Genomic DNA, 11449 nt, shown 5'->3' with positions numbered 1-11449 from the left:
GTTTCCTCGAACTCAGGTTCATCGGCAATCGCCGGCCAAAGGCAGCATCATTTGCCGGCCCGTTGCACCCACCCCGTCGCAATTGCGCTCGCCCAGGTCAGCATACCCTTGGTGCGCGCCAGTGCGGCCATGGCCGTGGTGTCATACGGCACGTAACGGAGCGTCGCGGACCAACCTGCTCTGCCGCCCTCCAGGATCGCGTAGCACGCATGCGGCGTGCCGACCTCGACCACGTAGGGCACAGGCAGCTTCCCGTCGTAGCCGGGCAATCCCACACTGCCGGGATTGACGACCAGCCGGCCATCCCCCAGCCGCACCACGCGCGGAATGTGCGTGTGGGCGCACAGGATGATCTCGGCGTCGATCCCCTCCGCCCCAGCCTCGATGAAATCGATCCTGCTCGGATGCGCGCAGCCGTCGTCGGCGATGTGGTCGAGCCAGAACGCGGCATCATCGCCTGGCGATCCGTGGCACAGGAACACCCGCTCTCGATATGTAAGCGTGGACGGCATGCTGGCCATCCAGTCGAAGTGCCTGCGCCCGAGCTCGCGAAAATCGCTGCGTGTCGAGCCGCCGGCCTGCCAGAGCTCCACAAGGATTCGATCCTGATCGCCCCTGATTGACGGAAAGCCTCGCTCCATCAGCAGATCGGCGGTCCGGGCCGCTTCGAGCGGGCCGCTGACATGGTCACCCAGGTTCACGATATCAATGATTCCAAGCGCGGCTATGTCCGCAAGAACGGCTTCAAGTGCCGGACGATTTCCGTGAACGTCCGCGATGGCAGCAAATCTCATATGGCCCTCCCCATTCGGAATGGCCGATCGGTTTCGCTATGCGGGAGAATGCAGGACTGACAGGTCTCTTTGGTAGAGTCTTTTCAGTCAGGTCTCTTTAGCTGCATTTGGTAAAGCGCCCGCAAGCTGAGGATCAAATCGGCGCTGACAGAAAGAATACACAATCGAGTTGGCCGATCAAGCGACGCGAGTACGAACTGTCACGGCAATGCCGGCGTGACCTCGGGAAAATAACGCGCTACGCTTCCCGGACAAGAACAAGAGGAAACGCCAATCGTGTACGACTACATCATCGTGGGCGGCGGCTCGGCGGGGTCCGTGCTGGCCCACCGGCTCTCCGCGAAGAGCGCCAACAAGGTCCTGCTGTGCGAGGCCGGACAGGACACGCCGCCGGGCAACGAGCCGGCCGAGATCAGGGACAGCTATCCGGGCACCGCCTATTTCGACCCGCGCTTCCACTGGACCGAGCTCAAGGTCACGACCCAGGTCGTCAGCCACAACAATCCGAACGAAAGCCGGCCGCCCCTGCGCAAATACGAGCAGGCGCGCGTACTGGGTGGCGGCTCGTCGATCAACGGCCAGATGGCCAATCGCGGCGCACCGACCGACTACGACGAATGGAACGCGCGTGGTGCCGAGGGCTGGACCTGGAACGACGTGCTGCCCTTCTTCAAGAAGGTCGAGCGCGACCTCGATTTCGATGGGCCCTATCACGGCAAGGACGGCAGAATTCCGGTACGCAGAATTCCGCGAGAGCACTGGACACGGCATTCGCAGGCCTTCGCCGAGGCCTTCCAGCAGGCCGGCCATCAGTTCCTGCCGGACCAGAACGGCGAGTTCGTCGACGGCTTCTTCCCGGTGACGCACTCCAACCAGGCCGAGCAGCGCGTCTCGGCCGCGATGGGCTATCTCGATCGTGACACGCGCAAGCGCGCCAATTTGACAATCTCCACCAACACGCAAGTTCGAGAACTGCTGTTCGAAGGCACGCAATGCGTCGGCGTGAAGGCCATCGTGGATGGTCGCGAGCAGGAATTCCGCGGCCGCGAAATCATCCTCTCCAGCGGCGCGATTCATTCGCCGGCGCATCTGCTGCGTGCCGGCATCGGCCCGGTCGGTCACCTCAAGGATATGGGAATTCCCGTCCTGATGGGGCTGGCGGGCGTCGGCCAGCGCCTGATGGATCATCCCTCGATCTCGCTGTCGTCCTTTGTCCGCCGCGGCGCCCGCATGAACGAGCATACCAGGCGCCACATGCAACTCGGCCTGCGCTACTCGTCGGAGCTGCCGGGCGTGCCCAGGGGCGACATGTTCGTCGTCCTGCTCAGCAAGTCGGCCTGGCACGCGGTGGGAGAGCAGATCGGCTCACTGCTCACCTTCGTCAACAAGACCTATTCCGAGACCGGACAGGTCAAGCTCGCCTCGCGCGATCCTGCTGCCGAGCCGATCGTCGAGTTCAACCTGTTGTCCGACCGGCGCGACCTCGATCGCCTGATGAGCGGCTTCCGCAAGATGGCGGCAGTGCAGATGAGCGACGTGGTCAAGGCGGTGACGGACAAGCCGTTCCCGGCCTCCTATACCGACCGCGTGCGCAAGATCGGCGTGGTCAACAACACCAACAGGATCCTGACGAAGATCGCCGCGACCCTGATGGACGGACCGGCGGCGCTGCGTCACTACATGATCGACAATTTCGTGGTCGAAGGCTTTACCTTCGACGACGTCATCAACGACGACGAAGCGCTGGAAGCCTTCGTGCGCAAGGCGACCATCGGCGTGTGGCACGCCTCGTGTTCATGCCGCATGGGCCGCGCCGATGATCCGATGGCGGTGGTCGATAATCAAGGCCGCGTCAAGGGCATCCAGGGCCTGCGCGTCGTCGACGCCTCGATCTTCCCGGTGGTGCCATGCGCCAACACCAATTTTCCGGTGCTGATGTCGGCGGAGAAGATCGCTGCAGCGATGATGCAGTGAACGCGAACGACGGCCGGGCGGATGGTGGAATCAATGGAATCCACCACCCACCCGGCACGTGAGGACAACGACGGCTAAGCCAGCGCGATCATCCAGCGTGCGTTGCGCGAGACGAATGCCGAGGCCTATACGGACAATATCCTCAAAAGGGTCGACCACAGCTTCAGTCCGGGTGCCGTTCTGGAAATGGCCATGCCAACATTGCAAGCTCTATGACGCGGCGAAGCTCGCTTATTGTCGCGCCAGCCTGCGGCAGATTCATGATTGCATGCAACACACCGAGGTAGTGCCACGCCAAACCGTCGATGTCAGCCGTCGACGCCAGTTCTCTATTTGCGACCGCCTCGCGTAAGATGCCGTCGAGGACCGCGCGCTGCCGCGTAAGCCCCCGCCGCGCGACCGACTGCCCTGCTGGAGGCAGGTCGACCATCTCAGCGCACGACCGGGCCAGCATGCATCCAGCGGGCCGAGCCGCCCTGCCTTCTCTGGGCAGGAATTCGTGCAACAGCGCCTCGAGCTGTTGGCGCTTCGTATCACCTCGAACGGAGTTCATCCGCCGCACGACGCGCTCGACATAAGTCGAAAGGACTTCCTCGAACAGACCGTCCTTGTCTCGAAATCGCTTGTACAGGCTGGACCGCGACAGACCCATCGCCGTTGCCAGTTGATCGATCGATGAGGCCGAATAGCCGTGCCGCCAAAACACATCCATCGCGGAATTGATCACGGCATCGTCATCGAATTGGGGTTTTCCGCTCATCGTATTTCCGCTTGACATCTTGGAACGATCGTTCCAACTATCTTGAACCGATCGTTCCAAAATACGGAAGGTTATCCGGATGTTCAACCCCTCCAAGCATAGCGCCGGCCGTCCACGCATTGCGGTCGCGGGAGCCACAGGTCGCGTGGGCTCCGCTTTGATCTCGAAACTGGTCACCGAACCGTTCGACGTTGTGGCGTTGACCCGCACGTCGGACGCTGAACGTCTGCCGTCCGGAGTTTCCCTTGCGACCGTGGACTTCGATGCGCCATCAACTTTGGACAATGCGATGCGCGGGGTTGACCGTCTGTTCCTCGCCCACGGAACGTCGCCCCGGCAAGTCGCCAACGAAATTGCGTTGATCGACGCAGCCGTGGCTGAAGGTGTAAGCCACATCGTTAAATTGTCCGTTTTGGGACCACCGTCTCGGCTACATCCGTTCGACTGGCATGCGCAGATTGAGGCGCATCTTGCGACCTGCGACATAGGCTTCACTGTTTTGCGTCCATCGAGTTTCGTCGATATCCTGGCGCGGGCTGGCGCTCCAGTTGCCCAGGACACGTGGGGCGGGGCAGCGGGCAATGGATTGGTCAATTTGATTGACACACGCGATGTGGCAGACTCGGCTTTCGCCGCCCTTCTCGACGACGCGCACGTAACTTCTCAGCGCGCCTATCATCTGACCGGGCCGAAAGCGGTAAGCATGCCTGAGATAGCAAACGAGCTTTCTGGATTGCTTGAACGCGTGGTCACATATCAGCATCGAAGCCCTGCGGAGCATCGTGAGAAGCTGCTCGCGTCGGGGCTTAACGAATTTGTCGCCGACCTGCTGCTCGGTCTGGACCGCCTTTTCTACGAATCGGTGCTCGCAGAAACCACCTCAACTGTTCGCTCGTTGACGGGCCATGCTCCGCGCCCTGTAACCGATTGGCTAAGCGACAACATCTCGGTATTTCAAAAATAGCTGCGTCGCCAACCGCCACACGTTCGGCGCGCTGTTCGATCGCGACCTCAGCGAGCCCAGGGTGCTGGCAAGGAGTCGGACGCAGATCGTGGAGATGATTTTGGCGTGGCTGGCGGCGCAAGGGCACCGAGACGGTGAAGCTGTCGGTCTCCTCCGCCTTCACCACGCACCGGCTGATGCCGCGCGTCGACAAGCTGCAGCGGCAGTTTCCAAAAGTGGATCTGCGCTTCCAGCTCATCTCCGGCGCATTGCGCGGTCCGGTGGAGAATATCGACCTCGGCATGCGTTTTCGCGATCGCGACGAGTCGTCGTCGGGCGGGACGCTGGTCATGAAGGAAGTCACAGATGCAAAGCGAGATCGCCGCGATCGACCGGCTCTATCCGAAGCTCGGCGCGATGGCGGCGTGTTATTGAGCGGGAGTGAGCTTCAAGAGAGGCCGTTATGCCCGGGCTTGTCCCGGCCATGACGCTATTGAAGCTTCCGCGACTCTCACCGCACCACCGTCACCGATGCTCGATCGCCCGGATCGCACCGCGCAGCTCGGCGAGGCCCCGGAGGCGGCCGATCGCGGTGTAGCCGGGATTGGTGCGCTTGGTGGCGGCGAGATCGTCCAGCATGCGGTGACCGTGATCGGGGCGGAAGACGATTCTCTTGTCGGGCGAACGCCGCGCGTTCTCCTTCAAGAGCGCCTTGAGCACCGCGACCATGTCGACGTCGCCGTCGAGATGATCGGACTCGTAGAACGACAGGCCGTCTGCCTCGCGCTTGGTCGCGCGCAGATGCGCAAAGGCGATGCGCGGACCGAAGCGCTCCGCCATCGCGGGCAGATTGTTCTCAGGCCGCACGCCGAGCGATCCCGTGCACAAGCAAATGCCGTTGGCCTTCGACGGCACCGCATCGAACAGCGCCTGATAATCATCGGCGCTGGACGCGATCCGCGGCAGACCGAACAACGGGCGCGGCGGATCGTCGGGATGCAGCGTCAGCGACACGCCGAGCTGCTCGGCGACGGGTGCAACGCGGCCCAGGAACTCGGCGAGATGCTGCCGCAGGATCTTCGGCGTGATCTCGCGATAGGTCTCCAGCCGGTCACGGAATTGCGGGATCGTCATCGGTTCGGTGGTCGAGCCCGGCAGCGCGCTGGCGATCACCATGACGAGATAGTCGATATCCGCCTGGCTCATCTGATCGAACAGCTTCTTCGCGCGCGCCTGCTGCTCGGGCGAATAGTCCTGCACGGCGGCGGGCCGCTTCAGGATATGCAGCTCGAACGCCGCAAAGCGGTCCTGGTCGAAGCGCATCGCGCGGGCGCCGTTCGGCAGCTCCCATTCCAGATCGGTGCGGCACCAGTCGACCACCGGCATGAAATTGTAGCAGATGATCTTGATGCCTGAGGCGGCCACCGCCTCCAGGCTCGCGATCCACGCCTCGATCGACTGCGTCGCCTTGCCGCCGAGACGCTTGACGTCGTCGGGGATCGGAATCGATTCCACCACCGACCAGGTCAATTGCGAACGGCCGGGCTGGCCGTTCTCGATGAAGTTCTTGCGCTCCTCGACCGCCTTGCGCGTCCAGGCCTCGCCGATCGGCACCTGATGCAGCGCCGAGACGATATCGCTCGCCCCGGCCTGCCTGACATCGTCGAGCGAGACGGGATCATCGGGCCCGTACCAACGCCAACCTTCCAGCATCATGGATGTCTCCGATCAATTCGCGGTCAGCACGACCTTGACGCTCTGCGAGCGGTCGAGCGCCAGCCGCAGCGCGTCCGGCGCCGTGGACAGCGGCCGTTCAGCCGTGACCAGCGACAGCACGTCGACGCTGCCGGCGCCGATCAGCTCCACCGCCGTCATGAATTCGAGCCCGAAGCGGAACGAGCCGCGCAGGTCGATCTCCTTCGCCATCACCGCATTGGCCGGCACCGGAATCTGGCCGCCCGGCAGATTGCCGATCTGCACCACGATGCCGCCGCGCCTCACAATCCCGATCGCACTCGCAAGGCCCGCAGCCGTGCCCGAGACTTCGAACGCGACATCGTAAGGACGCGATGCGGCCTGCGCCTTCAGACCCTCCTCGCCTGCCGAGACGTTCTCGACATGAGAAGCCCCAAGCCGCGTCGCAAAGGCGAGCGGCGCCGGCGCGATATCCGCCACCGTGATATCGGTCATGCCGGCGCGGTGCGCGGCGAGCATGGTCAGAAGCCCGATCGGGCCGGCACCGAAGATGATGCCGCGCTTGCCCTCGATATTGCCGGCGCGGGCGACCGCGTGCAGGCAGACCGCGAGCGGCTCGGCCAGCGCTGCGGCCTGATAGGACACGTGGTTCGGGATCTTCACGCACTGCGCGGGGATCGCGTCGAAGTAGTTGGCGAACCCGCCCTGCATGTGCGGCGTCTTCGATGCCGAGCCCATGAAGTAGATGTTCTCGCAGAGATTGGGCCTTCCCTCGCGGCAGGCGACGCAATGGCCGCACCAGCGCGAGGGGTTGACGGCGACGCGGTCGCCGACTTTCAGGTTCGCTGCGGAGCCCGATATCTCCACGACTTCGCCGGAGATCTCGTGGCCGAGCACCAGCGGCGACTTCACCACGAAATCGCCGGTGCGGGCATGACGGAAGTAATGCATGTCCGAACCGCAGATGCCGCCAGCACCGAAGCGGATACGCACCATGCCGTCGGCGAGCTTGTCGAGCGGATGCTCGATCATGCGGAGATCTTCGGGGCCGAACAGTGTTGCGGCGAGAGAGGTCGAGGTCATTTGGAAAGTCCCATGTATTTCGGCAGCCAGAGGGTGAGTTCGGGAATGTAGGTGATTGCGATCAGCGCGAGCATCAGCGGCACCAGCCAGGGCAGGATCGCGACCGTCGTGCGCTCGACCGAGAGCTTGGCCACGCGGGCAAGCACGAACAGCACCATGCCGAGCGGCGGATGCAGCAGGCCGATCATCAGGTTCAGCGTCATGATCAGACCGAAATGAATCGGATCGATGCCGAGCTTGAGCACGATCGGCAGCAGGATCGGCACCAGAATGGTGATCGCCGCCGTGGTGTCGATGAAGCAGCCGACGAACAGGATCAGGACGTTGACCATCGCAAGGAACACCCATTTGTTGTGGGTGATGCTGAGCATCCAGTCCGACAGCATCTGCGCTGCCTGCGACACCGTGAGCAGCCAGGCGAAGATCGAGGCGGCCGTGACGATGAACAGAACCGAAGCGGTGGTCTCGATGGTGTCGAAGGTCGCCTTCGCCACCGTCTTCAGCGTCATGGTGCGGTAGCGGACGAGGCCGAGGAACAGCGACCAGATTACGGCGGCAACGGCAGCCTCCGTCGGGGTGAACCAGCCCAGCGTCATGCCACCGATCAGGATCACCGGCGCCATCAGCGCCATCACCGCCGAGAAGTCGAAATACCAGTCGATGATCAGCAGCGTGCCGAGGCCGATGACCACCGCCATGTTGACCGACATGCCGGCAAGCACCATCAGCCAGATCGCCATCGGGAAAGCCAGCACGATGGCGATCTCGAGGCCAGCGGAGCCGAGTTGCGGCCAGGAGAACGCCGTGTCACTGCCCCATTTGTTCTTGCGGGCGAAATAGGTCACGGTCCCCATCATCAGCAGCGTCATGACGATGCCCGGGATGACGCCGGCCAGGAACAGTGCGCCGATCGATACGTTCGCCATCATGCCGTAGATCACGAAGGGCAGCGACGGCGGAATGATGGGTCCAAGCGTCGCGGAGGCCGCGGTGACACCGACGGAAAACTCCGTGGAGTAGCCGTGGTCCTTCATCGCCTTGATCTCGATGGTGCCGAGACCGGCGGCATCCGCGATCGCGGTGCCGGACATGCCGGAGAAGATCACCGAGCCGATGATGTTGACGTGGCCGAGACCGCCGCGCATCCAGCCGACCAGCGCGACCGCGAATTTGTAGATGCGGCCGGTAACGCCGGCGATGTTCATGAGATTGCCGGCCAGGATGAAGAACGGCACGGCGAGCAGCGGAAAGCTCTCGACGCCGGCGATCATGCGCTGCGCCAGCGTGACATCGGGCGTCACGCCGCTGACCAGGATGTAGAGCAGCGACGACGCGGCCATGGCAATCGCCACGGGAACGCCGAGCAGCATCAGGATGAGGAACCCTCCAAGCAACAGCAGCATGACTTTATCCTTCAAAACCGTCGTAGGCGCCGGGACGTTCGAGGATCGAGTAACCCTGTCGCAGATGTTGAACCGCCACCTGCACCGATCGCGCGAACATCAGCACGAAGCCGGCCAGCACGGCATAGTAGACGTAGTCCTTGGGAAGATTGATCGTCGTCATCGACTCGTCGCCGATGATCTGGATGTAGACCCAGACCAGCTTGATGGCGTAGCCGAAGAAGGCGATCCGGATCAGATCGATCACGGTCGAGAGCACCCGCGCCGCGAGGTGCGGCACATAGCGATAGATCAGGTCGACCTGGATGTGCCGCGACAGCCGCACGCACATCGAGGAGCCGATGAAGACGACGCCGATCAGGCAGTAGGTCGCGATCTCCTCGGTCCAGGCATAGCTGTCATTGAGTACGTAGCGGGTGAAGAACTGGAGGAAGACGGCAAGCGCCATCACCCAGAAAATCGCCAGCGCCACCCAGTCCTCGAAGGCATAGACCCCGAGATCGACCTTCGGCGCCGACTCCTCCTCGAAGGTATGGGCAATCTCGTCCGCGGTGATCTGCCGGTGCGTTTCGGCGGGGGACATGGGGGGACTCCTCAAGCGTCTCGATCGTCTTTCCGGGGCGGCTCGACGAGCCGAACCCGGAATCTCGATTTTAGTCTTGCTGCACCACCTCGCTCCGCCCTCATCCTGAGGAGCTTGCGAAGCAAGCGTCTCGAAGGATGGCCCCGGGCGACACCTGAGTGACACCCGGGCCTTCATGGTTCGAGACGCGCTTCGCGCTCCTCACCATGAGGGTCTCGCAGCGAGACCGGCGCCAGTTATTTCACCGCCTGGATGCGTTCCCAGTCGGCCTTGCGATAGCCGAAGGTCTCGAACGGAACGTTCTTCAGCACGATGTCGCGGAACTCGTTCTTGTCGACCTCGGTCACGGTCAGGCCCTTCTCCTTGAAGAAGGCGACGAGCTTGGCCTCGTTCTGCTTGATCTCCGCGGTCGCCTTGGCGGCGGCTTCCTGCGCGACGTCGGTGAATATCTTCTTGTCCTCGTCGCTGAGCTTCTTCCAGAGCGCGCCCGCCACCACCGTGTTGAGGTGGTCGACGATGTGTCCGGTCAGCACGATGTGCTTCTGCACCTCGTAGAACTTCTTGGCCTCGATCGTGGTCAGCGGGTTCTCCTGCGCCTCGACGGTGCCGTTCTGGAGGGCGAGATAGACTTCGGCGAACGCGATCGGCGCGGTGTTGGCGCCGCAGGCGCGCGGCATCGCGAGGTAAGCCGGAACGTCGGGCACGCGCATCTTCAGGCCCTTGAGGTCGGCGCAGGTCTTGATCGGCTTGTTCGACGAGGTCTGGCGCACGCCGTAATAGGTCACGGCGACGATGTGGTGCCCGCTCTTGTCCTCATACCCCTTGGCGAGCTCCCTAAAGATGTCGCTCTTGGTATAAGCGAGGAGGTGGTCGGCATCGCGGAAAGTGTAGGGATAGTAGGTCACGCCGATCGGCGGGAAGCTCTTGGCCGCGAAGCTCGAGCCGGAGATGATGATATCGACCGAACCGAGCGAGAGGCCCTGGTTGATGTCGGCTTCCTTGCCGAGCTGCGAGGCCGGATAGACGTCGACCGTGTAGCGCCCGTTGGTGCGCTTGCCGATCTCCTGCGCGGCCCAGACCGAGGCGGTGTGGAACGGCTCCGAGGTCTCGTAGACATGGGCCCATTTGAGCTTGGTCTGTGCCATACCGGGATTGGCCGTTGCAAACATCGCCGCGACCGAAGTCGCCAGTACCATCGTCATCTTCTTCAACACTGACTTATCCTCCACTGACTAAAGTCTGCTTCTTGTTCGCCCGCTCCGAAGCGGAGACGGGCCGCCCAATCTCATCGTCGCCGCGCGCTGCCGCCTTTGGCCTGCGTCTTCGGCGCTCTCGCCGGCTTTGCCTGATTTGCCTGATTTTCCGCCGTCCGGACTCGCCCCGCGGGCGATCCTGCTGCGCTCTCGACGCCGAAATTCTGCGCGAAACGCTCCTGAGAGCACACCAGATGAGCGCGCATGGCATCGCGCGCGGCGTCCGGATCATGCGCCGCAATGGCGTCGCGCACGGCGCGATGCTCGTCGAGCGCAGTACGCCACGTGCCCGGGCTCTCGAAATAATGCGCAAGCTGCGCGAAATAGGGATTGAGACGCTGGTCGAACAGCTCGCCGACCACGCGCACCAGAACCGCATTGCCGAGGCTTCCGGCGATCGCGACGTGAAACGCACGGTCATGGACCATCGAGGCTTCGCCGGGATGCGCGACATTCTCCATCGCGTCGAGGGCGGCGTCGATGCGGGCGACATCGTCCTTCGTCGCTACGCGCGCGGCCTGCTCGGCAATGGCGCTTTCGAGAAATTCGCGGGCTCGCAGCAGCTCGAACGGGCCCTCGATGACCGCGGCGGCGGGCACGGCCATCGCCGGGGCAGCAGGCTCGATCACGTAGATGCCCGAACCGACGCGGATACGGACGCGGCACTCGACTTCGAGCGCGATCAGGGCTTCGCGCACCGTCGGCCGCGACACCTTGAGCTGCTCGGCGAGTTCGCGCTCGGTCGGCAAGCGGCTGCCGACCGCGTACTCGCCGCTGTCGATCAGGCTTCGCAATTGATCGGCGACCTGGCGATAGAGCCGTCTCGCCTCCACAGCTTCCAGCGGCACGCTGGTCCTCCCCGATAGAGCGCACCGGGTTCATCCCGGCGGCCCGCCAATTTTGGAAAATTGGTCTTACCAATTGACCGGAGCATTGACCGAGGATGGAGGCCATGTCAAGC

Annotated in this window: 11 protein-coding genes; 3 read left to right on the top strand and 8 right to left on the bottom strand. The window is 63.2% G+C overall.

Annotation, left to right across the window (positions count from 1 at the left end; translation table 11 throughout):
* Positions 1 to 47: 47 nt before the first annotated feature.
* Positions 48 to 794 carry a metallophosphoesterase family protein gene (locus WHZ77_RS06905; RefSeq protein WP_375312992.1) on the bottom strand — a complete coding sequence of 249 codons (747 nt, stop codon included), beginning with the start codon at positions 792 to 794 and terminating at the stop codon, positions 48 to 50.
* Positions 795 to 1070: 276 nt separating this feature from the next.
* Here WHZ77_RS06905 and WHZ77_RS06900 point away from each other — a divergent pair, with 276 nt between their 5' ends.
* Complete coding sequence (locus WHZ77_RS06900) at positions 1071 to 2768, top strand: GMC family oxidoreductase (protein ID WP_375312991.1); 1698 nt, start codon at positions 1071 to 1073, stop codon at positions 2766 to 2768.
* A 163-nt stretch (positions 2769 to 2931) separates the two neighbouring features.
* Here the strand turns inward: WHZ77_RS06900 and WHZ77_RS06895 are convergent, their stop codons facing one another.
* Entirely contained in the window at positions 2932 to 3528 is a 597-nt protein-coding gene (locus tag WHZ77_RS06895) for a TetR/AcrR family transcriptional regulator (protein ID WP_375312990.1), read from the bottom strand.
* Positions 3529 to 3607: 79 nt separating this feature from the next.
* Between WHZ77_RS06895 and WHZ77_RS06890 the strand changes: the two genes are divergently transcribed.
* Both WHZ77_RS06890 and WHZ77_RS06885 read left to right on the top strand, forming a co-directional pair.
* Positions 3608 to 4492 (top strand): NmrA family NAD(P)-binding protein, encoded by an 885-nt coding sequence (locus WHZ77_RS06890; RefSeq protein ID WP_375312989.1) that lies wholly within the window; start codon positions 3608 to 3610, stop codon positions 4490 to 4492.
* Positions 4493 to 4626: 134 nt separating this feature from the next.
* A complete protein-coding gene (locus WHZ77_RS06885; protein WP_375312988.1) occupies positions 4627 to 4959 on the top strand; it encodes a hypothetical protein in 333 nt (110 codons plus the stop codon).
* 37 nt (positions 4960 to 4996) lie between these two features.
* Here WHZ77_RS06885 and uxuA read toward each other — a convergent pair whose 3' ends face one another.
* The 6 genes from uxuA to WHZ77_RS06855 form a co-directional block, all read right to left on the bottom strand.
* The gene (uxuA, locus tag WHZ77_RS06880; protein WP_375312987.1) at positions 4997 to 6187 is read right to left on the bottom strand and encodes a mannonate dehydratase; all 1191 of its coding nucleotides are present in this window, start codon (positions 6185 to 6187) and stop codon (positions 4997 to 4999) included.
* A 12-nt stretch (positions 6188 to 6199) separates the two neighbouring features.
* The gene (locus WHZ77_RS06875; protein ID WP_375312986.1) at positions 6200 to 7249 is read right to left on the bottom strand and encodes an L-idonate 5-dehydrogenase; all 1050 of its coding nucleotides are present in this window, start codon (positions 7247 to 7249) and stop codon (positions 6200 to 6202) included.
* Entirely contained in the window at positions 7246 to 8652 is a 1407-nt protein-coding gene (locus WHZ77_RS06870; RefSeq protein ID WP_375312985.1) for a TRAP transporter large permease, read from the bottom strand. Before WHZ77_RS06870 ends, WHZ77_RS06875 begins: the two co-directional genes overlap by 4 nt.
* Before the next feature lie 4 nt (positions 8653 to 8656).
* Positions 8657 to 9235, bottom strand: a complete 579-nt coding sequence (locus WHZ77_RS06865; RefSeq protein ID WP_375312984.1) for a TRAP transporter small permease — start codon at positions 9233 to 9235, stop codon at positions 8657 to 8659.
* 236 nt (positions 9236 to 9471) lie between these two features.
* Positions 9472 to 10431, bottom strand: coding sequence for a sialic acid TRAP transporter substrate-binding protein SiaP (locus tag WHZ77_RS06860; protein ID WP_375314669.1), 960 nt, complete (start codon positions 10429 to 10431; stop codon positions 9472 to 9474).
* Positions 10432 to 10520: 89 nt separating this feature from the next.
* Complete coding sequence (locus WHZ77_RS06855; protein ID WP_375312983.1) at positions 10521 to 11336, bottom strand: FadR/GntR family transcriptional regulator; 816 nt, start codon at positions 11334 to 11336, stop codon at positions 10521 to 10523.
* Between the last annotated feature and the right edge of the window lie 113 nt (positions 11337 to 11449).

The organism is Bradyrhizobium sp. A5 (assembly GCF_042076515.1).
In the GTDB taxonomy this organism is placed as follows: domain Bacteria; phylum Pseudomonadota; class Alphaproteobacteria; order Rhizobiales; family Xanthobacteraceae; genus Bradyrhizobium; species Bradyrhizobium cosmicum.
The sequence above is the reverse complement of the archived record's forward strand: the minus strand, read 5'-3'. Positions and strand labels throughout refer to the sequence as shown.

Coding starts and splice junctions, on each gene's coding strand:
- WHZ77_RS06905 (WP_375312992.1), bottom strand. CDS start 794: ATGAGATTTGCTGCCATCGCGGACGTTCACGGAAATCGTCCGGCACTT.
- WHZ77_RS06870 (WP_375312985.1), bottom strand. CDS start 8,652: ATGCTGCTGTTGCTTGGAGGGTTCCTCATCCTGATGCTGCTCGGCGTT.
- WHZ77_RS06890 (WP_375312989.1), top strand. CDS start 3,608: ATGTTCAACCCCTCCAAGCATAGCGCCGGCCGTCCACGCATTGCGGTC.
- WHZ77_RS06865 (WP_375312984.1), bottom strand. CDS start 9,235: ATGTCCCCCGCCGAAACGCACCGGCAGATCACCGCGGACGAGATTGCC.
- WHZ77_RS06895 (WP_375312990.1), bottom strand. CDS start 3,528: ATGAGCGGAAAACCCCAATTCGATGACGATGCCGTGATCAATTCCGCG.
- WHZ77_RS06875 (WP_375312986.1), bottom strand. CDS start 7,249: ATGACCTCGACCTCTCTCGCCGCAACACTGTTCGGCCCCGAAGATCTC.
- WHZ77_RS06860 (WP_375314669.1), bottom strand. CDS start 10,431: ATGGTACTGGCGACTTCGGTCGCGGCGATGTTTGCAACGGCCAATCCC.
- uxuA (WP_375312987.1), bottom strand. CDS start 6,187: ATGATGCTGGAAGGTTGGCGTTGGTACGGGCCCGATGATCCCGTCTCG.